The organism is Bradyrhizobium sp. USDA 3262, assembly GCF_054060035.1.
Map to the genome: position 1 here is coordinate 2062490 of NZ_JBSSCT010000001.1, position 12274 is coordinate 2074763.

At 65.4% G+C, this 12274-nt stretch carries 11 protein-coding genes; 5 read left to right on the forward strand and 6 right to left on the reverse strand.

Features of this window, described 5'->3' with window-relative positions:
- Positions 1–141: 141 nt before the first annotated feature.
- A complete protein-coding gene (locus ACVWYP_RS09495) occupies positions 142–423 on the reverse strand; it encodes a hypothetical protein (RefSeq protein WP_304498452.1) in 282 nt (93 codons plus the stop codon).
- Between the two features lie 152 nt (positions 424–575).
- Here ACVWYP_RS09495 and ACVWYP_RS09500 point away from each other — a divergent pair, with 152 nt between their 5' ends.
- The 3 genes from ACVWYP_RS09500 to ACVWYP_RS09510 all read left to right on the forward strand — a co-directional run bounded on the left by ACVWYP_RS09500 (position 576) and on the right by ACVWYP_RS09510 (position 2302).
- Positions 576–1169 (forward strand): GNAT family N-acetyltransferase, encoded by a 594-nt coding sequence (locus tag ACVWYP_RS09500; RefSeq protein ID WP_456684100.1) that lies wholly within the window; start codon positions 576–578, stop codon positions 1167–1169.
- A gap of 12 nt (positions 1170–1181) precedes the next feature.
- Positions 1182–1472, forward strand: coding sequence for a hypothetical protein (locus ACVWYP_RS09505; RefSeq protein ID WP_028342307.1), 291 nt, complete (start codon positions 1182–1184; stop codon positions 1470–1472).
- Between the two features lie 203 nt (positions 1473–1675).
- Complete coding sequence (locus ACVWYP_RS09510) at positions 1676–2302, forward strand: glutathione S-transferase family protein (RefSeq protein WP_304498454.1); 627 nt, start codon at positions 1676–1678, stop codon at positions 2300–2302.
- A 304-nt stretch (positions 2303–2606) separates the two neighbouring features.
- Here ACVWYP_RS09510 and maiA read toward each other — a convergent pair whose 3' ends face one another.
- The 3 genes from maiA to metF form a co-directional block, all read right to left on the reverse strand.
- Complete coding sequence (maiA, locus tag ACVWYP_RS09515) at positions 2607–3266, reverse strand: maleylacetoacetate isomerase (RefSeq protein WP_304498455.1); 660 nt, start codon at positions 3264–3266, stop codon at positions 2607–2609.
- Positions 3267–3492: 226 nt separating this feature from the next.
- Entirely contained in the window at positions 3493–7347 is a 3855-nt protein-coding gene (metH, locus tag ACVWYP_RS09520; protein WP_304498456.1) for a methionine synthase, read from the reverse strand.
- Between the two features lie 3 nt (positions 7348–7350).
- Complete coding sequence (gene metF, locus ACVWYP_RS09525; RefSeq protein WP_016840922.1) at positions 7351–8265, reverse strand: methylenetetrahydrofolate reductase [NAD(P)H]; 915 nt, start codon at positions 8263–8265, stop codon at positions 7351–7353.
- A gap of 389 nt (positions 8266–8654) precedes the next feature.
- Here metF and ACVWYP_RS09530 point away from each other — a divergent pair, with 389 nt between their 5' ends.
- Positions 8655–9671 (forward strand): LLM class flavin-dependent oxidoreductase, encoded by a 1017-nt coding sequence (locus ACVWYP_RS09530; protein WP_028342303.1) that lies wholly within the window; start codon positions 8655–8657, stop codon positions 9669–9671.
- 153 nt (positions 9672–9824) lie between these two features.
- On the opposite strand, the gene ACVWYP_RS09535 is transcribed toward ACVWYP_RS09530, so the two are convergent.
- Together ACVWYP_RS09535 and ACVWYP_RS09540 are read right to left on the reverse strand one after the other, a co-directional pair.
- Positions 9825–10685 carry a prephenate dehydratase gene (locus ACVWYP_RS09535; RefSeq protein ID WP_028342302.1) on the reverse strand — a complete coding sequence of 287 codons (861 nt, stop codon included), beginning with the start codon at positions 10683–10685 and terminating at the stop codon, positions 9825–9827.
- Between the two features lie 21 nt (positions 10686–10706).
- Positions 10707–11447, reverse strand: a complete 741-nt coding sequence (locus tag ACVWYP_RS09540) for a 3-deoxy-manno-octulosonate cytidylyltransferase (RefSeq protein ID WP_304498457.1) — start codon at positions 11445–11447, stop codon at positions 10707–10709.
- A gap of 200 nt (positions 11448–11647) precedes the next feature.
- Between ACVWYP_RS09540 and ACVWYP_RS09545 the strand changes: the two genes are divergently transcribed.
- Positions 11648–12196, forward strand: a complete 549-nt coding sequence (locus tag ACVWYP_RS09545) for a c-type cytochrome (RefSeq protein ID WP_028342300.1) — start codon at positions 11648–11650, stop codon at positions 12194–12196.
- The last annotated feature ends 78 nt before the right edge of the window (positions 12197–12274 follow it).

Below are 12274 nucleotides of genomic sequence, written 5' to 3' on the forward strand. Positions count from 1 at the left end.
GCGAAGGCCGGGACCCATAACCACGAATGCCGATGCTTTGCGGTGCCGGGGCCACAGCGCCCTTCGACAACGCAACCCTGTGGTTATGGGTCCCTGCTTCCGCAGGGACGACAGTGAGTGGGTGGCAAGCGCCGGCGCACCCTACCTCTCAAGCTTCTCCTGCACCGCAAGCATCGCGCGCAGCGTGTCGTCGCTGAGCTTGCCGTTCGGCGACGGCGCGCGCCGCTCGACGGTCTCGACCGGGCGCGCATGCTGCGGAACAACCGGCGTGCTGCGCACTGGTGCACCATGCTCGATGTCTGCGGCCTCGTCAGCCACACGCGCACCCTGCGCGTAACCGACGCCACGCCGGCGCCGCGTGGGCTTCGGCTTCGGGGGTGGCGGCGTAGTGATGATCGGCGGCAGCGTGTGATGGCGCGACACGGTCGGTGCTCCGGTGGCCTCTCGACATCGAGCGCCTGATTCGCGCAAATCCCCACTGACAAATCGGTAACATTGTTGCGCGGCGTTGCATTGCATCTGCGCAGTGACATGCCGATATTTCCCGACGGCAATATGGAAACAAAGGTCGCTTAATGCTGCTGCCCGACGGCTATTCCGACATCCCCCACGGCAAGATCGCCGCTGTCGTCACACATCTGGAAATGACTGTGCGCCCGCCGCTGCGCGACGATCCGCCCGGCGCGTGGCGCCTGCGCAAGGTCGAGCCGCCCGCGCTCGATTGGTATCGCGATCTCTATCGCCGGGTCGGCGAGGAGTGGCTGTGGTTCACCCGCACCGCGCTCGATGATTCCGATCTCGCCTCGAGGATCCACGCCCCCGGCAACGAGCTCTACGGGCTGGGCGTCGACGGCCAGGATGAGGGCCTGCTTGAACTCGATTTCAGCGTGCCCGGCGAATGCCAGCTGCTCTATTTCGGCGTCACCGCAAGATTCATCGGCACCGGCGCCGCGCGCTTCCTGATGAACCGCGCGCTCGAGATCGCCTGGTCGCGCGACGTCAGCCGCGTCTGGGTGCACACCTGCACCTTCGATCATCCCTCGGCCGTCGCGTTCTACCAGCGCTCCGGCTTCCGTCCGTTCCTGCGGCAGATCGAGGTGGCGGATGATCCGAGGCTCGACGGCAAACTGCCGCGCGATGCGGCGCGGCATGTGCCGGTGATTGGATAGAGAGGCGAATATATGTCCGACTTCGCGTTGGAATTGCCAGCGGACTTTGCAGATTACGAATGGGAAGTCGAGGCGAAGGGTTGGTTCTCGCAAGCGTGGATCAACGCTTCAGGAAAGCGATACCTTCTGAATTTCTATGACCCCGCACGACTCGCGCAAGCCATCAATGACGAGCTTGAGCGTGGCAGGGTGTTCTTCGAGCCGAACCTGGTGATAGTTCAATCCATCACAAGGGCGAATATGGAGCAGGCCGTGGCGCTATTGATGGAGTCAGGTGAGCTCACCAACATGGTTGAGGAGTAGCGCCGGTTCTGTCGCGTCCCGCCTGTGGCCTCGGCAGAATCAATAGCAGGCAATGCTTCGCCGGAATGACTTGCCATATTGCAACGCGGTACATCTCATCTAGGATGGTGCAAAGCGCAACCTCTGACCCGGCTTGGGCCGCTACACTTCGAAAGCCTGCTTTCGAGGCACGGCCTGCCGCGGCATGACCGACGAGATGATAGATGTTTTTGATCGGCCAATATGACTCGCCCTTTGTCCGCCGCACCGCGATCGCGCTGCGGCTTTATGGATTGCCGTTTGAGCACAAGCCGTGGTCGACCTTCGGCGATGCGGAGAAGGTTGCGGCCTACAACCCGGTGCGGCGGGTGCCGACGCTGGTGCTCGACGACGGTGAGACGCTGATCGAGAGCGGTGCGATCCTGGATTATCTCGACGAGTTGGTCGGGCCGGACAAGGCGATGATCGCGCGCTCGGGGCCGGAGCGGCGCAAGCACCTGCGCATCACGGCGTTGGCGACCGGGCTCGCCGACAAGGCGGTGAGCCTTGTCTATGAGCGAGTGCTGCGCAAGGAGCAGTTGAAACTCTGGGTCGAGCGTTGCGAGGCGCAGATCGCGGGCGTGCTCGCGGTGCTGGAGCAGGAGCGCGCGGCGGTGCCGTCGCCCTATTGGCTGGGTGATCGCATCGGTCATGCCGACGTCGCGGTGGCCTGCGCGCTGCGCTTCACCGGCGAGGCGCATCCGCATCTGTTCGATGCGCGCTATCCGGCGCTCAAGGCCCACGCCGCGCGTTGCGAGGCGCTGCCGCCGTTCCAGGAGATCGTGCAGCCGCTGGCGCCGCCGAGCGGTTAGGGCGGCGTAGCGTCATCTCTCTCCGTCGTCATTCCCCGGCGCGCAATTGCGCACCGGGGAATGAGAATGCGCAAGTGAGAATGCGCAAGTATGACTGACAGCCCGTGCAACACACTCAGTGTCGTGCCGGCGAAGGCCGGGACCCATAACCACCGCTGCAAATGGTTATGCGATGCTGGAACGACCAGTCCCATCCGCAACATCCGCTGCGGCGTATGGGTCCCGGCCTTCGCCGGGACGACGGTCGAGAGAGAACCGCGCACAGGTTTGTGCCTCTGCGTGTCCTTTGCAACGCGTCCGCAAGCTACTTCGCCCGCATCGCTTCCGGTGTATCCGGCTGCGCGGATGGATGCGCCTTGGCGAACGCCGGCAGCGCCATGGCGGTCTCGTGGATGCGCTTCACGGTCGGCCAGGGCGACAGGCTGATCTGCTGGTTGATCGCCGCCGTGACGTGGCCGACCAGGCAGATGTCGGCAAGGGTCGGCGCATCGCCATGGCAGAACCGGCCGGTTGCCTTGTGGCCGGCGAGATGGCCCTCGAGCGCCGCCAGCGTCTCGATCGTCCAGTGCCGCCGCCACGCGTTCTGCTGGCTGTCGCGCAGATCGAGCTCGCGGTCGAGATAGCGGCGCACCCGCGGCGTCAGCAGCGGATGGCCCTCGCAGGCGACGATCAGCGCCAGCCCGCGCACCCGGGCGCGGCCGAGCGCATCCGCCGGCAGCAGCGGCGGCGTCGGAAAAGTCTCGTCGATCCAGTCGATGATCGCCAGCGACTGGAACAGCACCGTACCGTCGTCGGTCACCAGCGCCGGCAGCGCCATCTGCGGATTGATCTTGCGATAAGCGTCGGCGCGATGCGCGTCCGCATCGAGATCGACGAAGACGACATCGGCGGCCACGCCCTTGAGGTTGAGCGCAATCCGCACCCGAAAGCTCGCCAGCGATCGCCAGAAGGAGAAGAATTGCATGGGGGGGATCCGATGTTCACCTCGCCCCGCCTTTTGGCGGGGAGAGGTCGGCGCGCAGCGCCGGGTGAGGGGCAAGGCACGGTTGTCCCGCACTATAGCCCTCTCCGACTCGGAAATCCTCACCGGACAACAAAGGCGACTGTCATTGCGGGGGCACTCCTCACCCGAAGCCTTCGGCTTCGACCTCTCCCCGCAAAAGCGGGGCGAGGTGAAGAGACGAGCGGAGCTATCCCGCGCCCACCTTCTTCTTGCGCCAGGCGAGGTGCACGGCGCAGGTGCAGCCCTGCGGATGCGAGGCCAGCTCCGCGTCGTTGGCGGGCGTCGCGGCGGGCGCGATCGCCGGTCCCTTGGCGCCGTCCTGCGCGGGGATGTAGTTCAGCACCGGCGCCAGCCAGCGTTCGATCTCGGCGACCGTCATGGCCTTGCGCGCGGCATAGTCCTCGACCTGGTCGCGCTCGATCTTGCCGACGCCGAAATAGAAGCTTTCGGGATGCGAGAAGTACAGGCCCGAGACCGACGAGCCCGGCCACATCGCAAAGCTTTCGGTCAGCTTCACGCCGGCCGTTGCCTCGGCGTCGAGCAGCGCGAACAGCGTCTGCTTCTCGGTGTGGTCGGGCTGCGCCGGATAGCCGGGCGCGGGGCGGATGCCGTCATATTTCTCGAGGATCAGTTCGTCCGCCGACCAGGCCTCGTCGGGCGCATAGGCCCAGAACTCCTTGCGCACGCGCTGGTGCATGCGCTCGGCGAAGGCTTCCGCCAGGCGATCGGCCAACGCCTTGCACAGGATCGAGGAGTAGTCGTCATTGGCGTTCTTGAAGCGATCGGCGACCGCATCTTCGCCGATCCCCGCGGTGACGACGAAGCCGCCGATATAGTCGGCGATGCCGGTTTCCTTCGGCGCGATGAAATCGGACAGCGCGGCGTTGAAGCGGCCCTCGCGCTTCTCGAGCTGCTGGCGCAGCGTATGGAAGGTCGCGATCTTCCCGGCGCGGCTCTCGTCGGCATACACCTCGATGTCGTCGCCGACTGCGTTGGCCGGCCAGAAGCCAACGGTGGCGCGGGCGGTGAACCACTTCTCCTTGATGATCGTGTCGAGCATCTTGCGCGCGTCGGCATAGAGCGAGCGGGCGACTTCGCCGACCTTGGGGTCGTCGAGGATCGCCGGGTAGCGGCCGGTCAGCTCCCAGGTCTGGAAGAACGGCGTCCAGTCGATGTAGTCGGCGAGCTCGGCGAGATCGTAGGCGTCGAAGCTCTTCAGGCCGAAGAAAGCCGGCTTCTTCGGCGGCGCCGCCGCGAAGTCGATCGCGACCTTGTTGGCGCGGGCGTCGCCCAGCTTCAGCCGCTTCTTGTCGGCCTGGGCGCGGAAATGCGCCGTCGAGATTTTTGCGTATTCGGCCCGCACCTCGGCGGCGTAGGCCTGTTTCCTCTCGGCCGACAGCAGCGAGGAGGCGACGCCGACGGCGCGGCTCGCATCGTTGACATGCACGACCGGGCCGCCCGGATAGTTCGGGTCGATCTTGACGGCGGTGTGCACGCGGCTCGTGGTGGCGCCGCCGATCAGGAGCGGCAGGCTCATGCCCTGCCGTTGCAGCTCGCCGGCGAGGAAGCTCATCTCGTCGAGCGAGGGCGTGATCAGGCCGGACAGGCCGATGATGTCGGCGCCCTCGGCCTTCGCGGTCTCGATGATCTTGTTGGCGGGCACCATGACGCCGAGGTCGATGACCTCGTAATTGTTGCACTGGAGCACGATGCCGACGATGTTCTTGCCGATGTCGTGGACGTCGCCCTTCACTGTCGCGAGCACGATCTTGCCCGCGGCGTTGCGGCCGCCGGTGATGCCGTTGGCGAGGTTGCGGGCCTTCTCCTCCTCCATGAACGGCATCAGATAGGCGACCGCCTGCTTCATCACGCGGGCCGACTTCACGACCTGCGGCAGGAACATCTTGCCGTCGCCGAACAGGTCGCCGACCACGTTCATGCCGGCCATCAGCGGGCCCTCGATGACGTCGAGCGGACGGGACGCGTTCTGGCGGGCTGCCTCGGTGTCCTGTTCGATGAACTCGGTGATGCCGTGCACCAACGCGTGCGACAGCCGCTTCTCGACCGGCCATTCGCGCCAGGCGAGATCTTGCTCCTTGGTCTGCTTCTCCTTGCCGCGGAACTTCTCGGCCAGCGCCAAGAGTCGCTCGGAGGCGCCGGGATCGCGGTTGAGGATGACGTCCTCGCAGGTCTGGCGCAGCTCGGGGTCGATGTCGTCATAGACGATCATCTGCCCGGCATTGACGATGCCCATGTCCATGCCGGCATGGATCGCGTGATACAGGAATACCGAGTGCATCGCCTCGCGCACCGGCTCGTTGCCGCGGAACGAGAACGACAGGTTGGAGACGCCACCCGAGATGTGGGCGCCCGGCAGGTTCGCCCGGATCCAGCGCGTCGCCTCGATGAAGTCGACGCCGTAATTGTTGTGCTCCTCGAGCCCGGTCGCGATCGCAAAAATGTTCGGATCGAAGATGATGTCCTCGGGCGGGAAGTCGAGCCTGCCAACCAGGATATCGTAGGCGCGCTTGCAGATTTCGGTCTTGCGCGCGAACGTGTCGGCCTGGCCGGTCTCGTCGAACGCCATCACCACGACAGCGGCGCCGTGACGCTTGGCGACCGTCGCTTCGTGCAGGAATTTCTCCTCGCCTTCCTTCATCGAGATCGAGTTCACGATCGGCTTGCCCTGGATGCATTTCAGGCCGGCCTCGATGACGTGGAACTTCGACGAGTCGACCATCACGGGCACGCGCGCGATGTCGGGCTCGGCGGCGACGAGGTTGAGGAACGTCACCATCGCCGCTTCGGAATCGAGCAGGCCCTCGTCCATGTTGACGTCGATGACCTGAGCGCCGTTCTCGACCTGGTCGCGCGCGACCTGAAGTGCTGCGGTGTAGTCGCCGGCGGTGATCAGCTTGCGGAAGCGCGCCGAGCCGGTGACGTTGGTGCGCTCGCCGACATTCACGAACGGGATGGCGTCGGTCAGCGTGAACGGCTCGAGGCCGGACAGCCTGAGCCGCGGTGCGATCTCGGGCACCACGCGCGGCTTGTGCGGGGCGACGGCCTTGGCGATCGCCGCGATATGGTCGGGCGTGGTGCCGCAGCAGCCGCCGACGATGTTGACGAGGCCGGCGGCGGCGAACTCGCCGATCAGCCGTGCCATGTAGTCCGGCGTCTCGTCATACTGGCCGAATTCGTTGGGCAGGCCGGCATTCGGGTATGCACACACGAGCGTGTCGGCTACGCGGCCGATATCGGCGATGTGCGCGCGCAGATCCTCGGCGCCGAGTGCGCAGTTGAAGCCGATCGTGATCGGCCTGGCGTGCCGCACCGAATGCCAGAACGCCTCCGGCAACTGGCCGGAGAGCAGGCGGCCGGACTTGTCGGTGATGGTGCCGGAAATCATCACGGGCACGTCGATGCCGCGCTCCTCGATGATCTCGGAGATCGCGTACAGCGCCGCCTTGGCGTTCAGCGTGTCGAAGATGGTCTCGACCAGCAGCAGGTCGGCGCCGCCGTCGAGCAGACCCTTGGCCTGCTCGCCATAGGCCTTGCGCAGATCGTCGAAGGTGACCGCGCGATAGCCGGGATTGGAGACGTCGGGCGAGATCGAGGCGGTGCGGTTGGTCGGGCCGAGTGCGCCGGCGACAAAGCGCGGCTTGCCGTCCTCGGCGCTCACCCGCTCGGCGGCGGTGCGCGCCAGACGAGCACCCTGCAAGTTCAGCTCATAGGCGAGATCCGACATGTCGTAGTCGGCCTGCGCGATCGAGGTCGAGGAGAAGGTGTTGGTCGCGACGATGTCGGCGCCGGCGCGCAGATATGCGGCGTGGATGTCCGTGATCGCATCGGGCTGGGTCAGGATCAAGAGATCGTTGTTGCCCTTGATGTCGCGGTGGAAGTCCGCAAAGCGCGCGCCGCGGAAGGCGGCTTCGTCGAATTGCAGGCCCTGGATCATCGTGCCCATGGCGCCGTCGAGCACCAGGATGCGCTCGCGGGCAGCCGCGAGCAAAGCGTTACGCTTGGGGGAAACGGGAACGGACATGTGTCAGGCAGCTTTCTGGGCACCGTTCGGCCGGATGCCGAGCAGGTGGCTGATCGCGAACACGAGGTCCGCGCGGTTCATGGTGTAGAAGTGGAAGGTATCGACGCCGTGCTTGAACAGCTTCTGCACCTGGCCGGCGGCGACGGTGGCGGCGACCAGCTTGCGGGTCTCGGCGTCGTTGTCGAGGCCCTCGAACTTCTCGGCGAGCCAGTCCGGCACGCTGGTGCCGGCGCGCGTCACGAAATTGCGGGCCTGCTTGAAATTGTGCATCGGCATGATACCCGGCACGATCGGAATCTCGATGCCGCGCGCGCGCACCCGGTCGACGTAGCGGTGGTAGAGGTCGTTGTCGAAGAACACTTGGGTGATCGCGCGCGTCGCGCCGGCGTCGACCTTGGCCTTCAACGTGTCGATGTCGGCGTCGAAGTCCTTCGCTTCCGGATGCTTCTCCGGATAGGCGGACACCGAGATCTCGATGTCGGCGTGGCGCCGCTTGATCCCGGCGACGAGCTCGGCCGAGCTCTGGTAGCCGTCCGGATGGGTGAAGTAGGGCGTGCCGATGCCGCCGGGCGGATCGCCGCGCAGCGCGACGATGTGACGGACGCCGACCTCATGATAGCGGTCGACGATGTCGTCGATCTCGCCGCGCGAGGCGCTGACGCAGGTCAGATGCGCGGCCGGCAGCAGATCGGTCTCGCGCAGGATGCGAGTGATGGTCGAATGGGTGCGCTCGCGGGTCGAGCCGCCGGCGCCGTAGGTGACCGAGACGAAGTTCGGCGTCAGCGGCGCCAGGCGATTGATCGTCTCCCAGAGATTGCGCTCCATCTCCTCGGTCTTCGGCGGGAAGAACTCGAAGGAGATTTTCGGCGCCTTGGGCGCACGCGGTGCGTTCGGCACGGAGGAAATGGTCTCGGTCATGATACGCAAAGGCTCCGCAACTGGAGGGCAGACGTCCGGCCTGGATATGAAGACCCTAAGATAAGCCAAACGCGTGGGATCAAACAGCCCATCGGATATGGGAAATTGCCCATTCATGGCGTAGATTCGGCAAAAATTGACTATCAAGAACGTCCGGTGGGCAGGTAATCTGTTTCGCGATTGTAGTATTAAAGTATTGAATATATTAATATAATAACGATTATGCAAGTGATTGGAGGTCGAGATCGATTGTGGGTAGCTTGGTGCATCAGTGAATCGTCGTATATCGTCCCAAGATCAACCGCTGCCGGCGCCGACGTTCCGCTGCGGGACTGGTCTGCGCGGCCGGGGCCTTTGTCGCCCCGTGGCGCCACACTAGGTTGACGGCCATGATTCCGCTCTCCGTCCTCGACCTGTCCGTCGTCACCACTGGCACCAGGCCGGCCGCTGCGCTCCGCAACAGCATCGATCTGGCGCGCCATGTCGATGGTCTCGGCTACACACGTTATTGGCTCGCCGAACATCACAACCTCGCTTCCGTCGCGAGTCCGGCGCCCGATCTGATGATCGGGCAGATCGCGGCGGTGACGCAGCATATCCGTGTCGGCTCCGGCGGCGTGATGCTGCCCAACCATGCGCCGCTGGTCGTCGCCGAGCGCTTCAAGATGCTGGAGGCGCTGTTTCCCGGCCGCATCGATCTCGGCCTCGGCCGCGCGCCCGGCACCGACGGCGCCACCGCCTACGCGCTGCGCAGCCGGCTCGATCGCCGCGAGGGCGATGATTTCCTCGAGCGGCTGCACGAGCTGACCTTGTGGGAGACGCGCGATTTCCCACCCGGCCATCCCTACAACAATGTGGTGGCGATGCCGGACGACTCGCCGCTGCCGCCGATCTGGCTGCTCGGCTCGAGCGACTATTCCGCCGAGCTCGCCGCACAGGTCGGGATGGGCTTTGCGTTCGCACATCATTTTGCCACTCACGACGCAATTGCGGCGATGACGAACTACCGCGCACATTTCAAGCCGTCGGGCTGGCGCGCGACGCCGCAGTCGATCCTGGCAGTCGCCGTCGTCACGGCGGAGACCGACGCGGAAGCCGAGCGGCTTGCGATGTCGATGGATCTCAACCGGCTGCGCCGCGACCGCGGCCAGTATCTGCCGCTGCCTAGCGTCGAGGAGGCAGAAGCCTATCCCTACACCGACGCCGAGCGCGCCTCGATCGCGCGCAACCGCGCCCGCCTCTTCGTCGGCAGCCCCGCAACCGTGATGACGAAGCTGCAGCCGCTGATCGCGGCGACCCAGGCCGACGAGCTGATGGTGATATCAGCGGTCTACGACCACGCGGCGCGGAAGAAGTCGTACAGCCTGCTCGCCGAGGCGTTCGGGCTTGCGAAGAGGGCGGCATAAAGATTGTCGTCCCGGCGCAGGCCGGGACCCATTACCACGAATGAAAGTTGTTACACTTCGCTGGGGTCGCTATCGCTCCCACAACCCAATCCGGTGGTTATGGGTCCCGGCTTTCGCCGGGACGACCCCGTAGAGAGGCTGCGCTCGCCTGGTCTAATCCTGCGTCTCGCTGAAGGTGGCGCGGAACGGGTGGCCGGGATAGACACCGACGATGCGGAATTCGCGCGAGAAGAATTTCAATTCCTCGATCGCAAAGGCGAGCCCGCGGTCGTTGGGGTGGCCGTCGACATCGGCATAGAATTGCGTGGCGAAGAAATTGCCGTCGACCATGTAGCTTTCGAGCTTGGTCATGTTGACGCCGTTGGTGGCAAAGCCGCCCACCGCCTTGTACAGCGCGGCGGGCAAGTTGCGCACCCGGAAGACAAAGGTCGTGACCAGCGGCCCCGAGCCCTGCGCCGCCCATTTGGCCTCGCGCGCCAGCACCACGAAGCGGGTGGTGTTGTGGGCCTCGTCCTCGATGTCCTCGGCGAGAATGTCGAGGCCGTAGATATCGGCGGCGAGGCGGGAGGCGATCGCCGCCACGCTCTTGTCGCCGCGCTCGGAGATGTCGCGGGCGCTGCCGGCGGTGTCGGCGGCGACGATCGGCTTGATGCCGAGCTTGCGGATGACGCGGCGGCACTGGCCGAGCGCGTGGACGTGGCTCTCCACGCTCTTGATGTCGGCGAGCTTGGTGCCCTTGATCGCCATCAGCTGGTGGCGGATCGGCAAGAACCATTCGCCGACGATGAACAGGCCCGAGGCGGGCAAGAGATGGTGGATGTCGGCGACGCGGCCGGCGACCGAATTCTCGATCGGGATCATGCCGAGATCGGCCTCGCCCGAGGAAATCGCCGCCAGCGCGTCCTCGAAGGTCGGGCAGGGCATCGGCTCGGCGTCGGGATAGGCCTCGACGATCGCGATATGGGAATTGGCGCCAGGCTCGCCCTGGAACGCGATTTTCAGCTTCTTGGTCATGGGTGGCCTTTTACCAGCCGGTCAGGCTTTGGAAAGTATTCTGCGGGCGGTTTCGAGGTCGGCCGGGGTGTCGACGCCGCGCGGGACGGTGTCGACGATGGTGATGTCGATCCGCATCCCGGCCTCCAGCGCGCGCAGCTGCTCGAGCTTTTCCTGCTGCTCCAGCGGTGAGGGCGGCAGCGCTACGAACCGCTCCAGCGCGGCCCGGCGATAGGCGTACAGACCGATATGATGGTAGCGCGGCCCGTCGCCATGGGGCGCGGTGGCGCGGGTGAAATACAGCGCGCGCAACCGGTTCGGCCCGATCGGCGAGCCGACCGCTTTGACGACGCTCGGGGCCTGATCCTCCTCCTCGCTATGGATGCGCGAGGCCAGGGTCGAGATGTCGACTGCGGGATCGTCAAGCGCCGGCATCACGCTGCGGATGGTCTCGGGACTAATGGTCGGAAAATCGCCCTGCAGATTGACCACGATCTCGGCATGGCCGCCCGGGTCGAGGGTCGTCATTGCTTCATAAATCCGGTCCGAGCCGGACGGGTGGTCGGCGCGGGTCATCACGACCTCGCCGCCGGCAGCCTTCACCGCCGTAGCGATCTCGGCCGTGTCGGTCGCAACCGCAACCCGGCCGATGCCGGCCGCCTCGGCCCGCCGCAGCACATGGACGATCATCGGCACGCCGGCGATCTCGAGCAGCGGCTTTCCTGGCAGCCGGGTGGCGGCCATGCGAGCCGGAATCAGCACCAAGGTACGGGGTTGGGTCATTCGTGTCGGGGCCCGTCCGGCCTGCGGAAATTGCCGGGGAGGAGGTTGAATTCGGCGCGTTTATACGGGTTGCCAGAGCGCGGGCAAACCGATATCTCAACCCTGCTTGGGGCGGTGCGATAAGGCCGATTCCCAGGTCTTTCCCCGCGGCCGTATTCCCGGCCTGAAGTCGACATTCAAGGCCCGGAGCCTGACCCAAAATGGACTCCTTCGAACTCAACAAAATCCTCGGTGCGGTTCTCGGCACCTGCATCGTCGTCCTGGTGATGAGCTTTGCCGCCAGCGCGAAATTCGCGCCGAAGCTGCCGGAGAAGCCGGGTTTTGAGATCGCGGTGAAGGAAGAGTCCCATGGCGGTGGCGGCGAGGCCGCTGCGGCCGCATCCGAGCCGATCGAGAAGCTGCTGCAGACCGCGTCCGTCGAGAAGGGCGCCGCGGCCGCCAAGAAGTGCCAGGCCTGCCACACCTTCGAGAAGGGCGGTCCCAACCGCGTCGGTCCGAACCTGTTCGGCGTCGTCGGCGAGAAGAAGGGCGAGGGCCGCGGTTTCAATTTCTCGGCCGCGATGAAGGGCAAGGGCGGCGAATGGTCGTTCGACGACCTCAACAAGTTCCTGACCAACCCGAAGGGCTTCATCCCGGGCACCGCGATGGGCTTTGCCGGTGTGCCGAAGGACAGCGAGCGTGCCGACATCATCGCCTATCTGAATTCGAACTCGGAGCATCCGGCTCCGCTCCCGACCGCCTCGAAGTAACGATTTGCTTCGCGCAAGCATGCGGATGAAACGGCCAGGCAATGCCTGGCCGTTTTCGCATGGGGAATCCGCTGTCGC

Bases quoted from the DNA above. Each gene is read 5' to 3' on its own strand.
- ACVWYP_RS09500 (WP_456684100.1), top strand. From the start codon at position 576: ATGCTGCTGCCCGACGGCTATTCCGACATCCCCCACGGCAAGATCGCC.
- ACVWYP_RS09505 (WP_028342307.1), top strand. From the start codon at position 1,182: ATGTCCGACTTCGCGTTGGAATTGCCAGCGGACTTTGCAGATTACGAA.
- ACVWYP_RS09510 (WP_304498454.1), top strand. From the start codon at position 1,676: ATGTTTTTGATCGGCCAATATGACTCGCCCTTTGTCCGCCGCACCGCG.
- maiA (WP_304498455.1), bottom strand. From the start codon at position 3,266: ATGCAATTCTTCTCCTTCTGGCGATCGCTGGCGAGCTTTCGGGTGCGG.
- metH (WP_304498456.1), bottom strand. From the start codon at position 7,347: ATGTCCGTTCCCGTTTCCCCCAAGCGTAACGCTTTGCTCGCGGCTGCC.
- metF (WP_016840922.1), bottom strand. From the start codon at position 8,265: ATGACCGAGACCATTTCCTCCGTGCCGAACGCACCGCGTGCGCCCAAG.
- ACVWYP_RS09530 (WP_028342303.1), top strand. From the start codon at position 8,655: ATGATTCCGCTCTCCGTCCTCGACCTGTCCGTCGTCACCACTGGCACC.
- ACVWYP_RS09535 (WP_028342302.1), bottom strand. From the start codon at position 10,685: ATGACCAAGAAGCTGAAAATCGCGTTCCAGGGCGAGCCTGGCGCCAAT.
- ACVWYP_RS09540 (WP_304498457.1), bottom strand. From the start codon at position 11,447: ATGACCCAACCCCGTACCTTGGTGCTGATTCCGGCTCGCATGGCCGCC.
- ACVWYP_RS09545 (WP_028342300.1), top strand. From the start codon at position 11,648: ATGGACTCCTTCGAACTCAACAAAATCCTCGGTGCGGTTCTCGGCACC.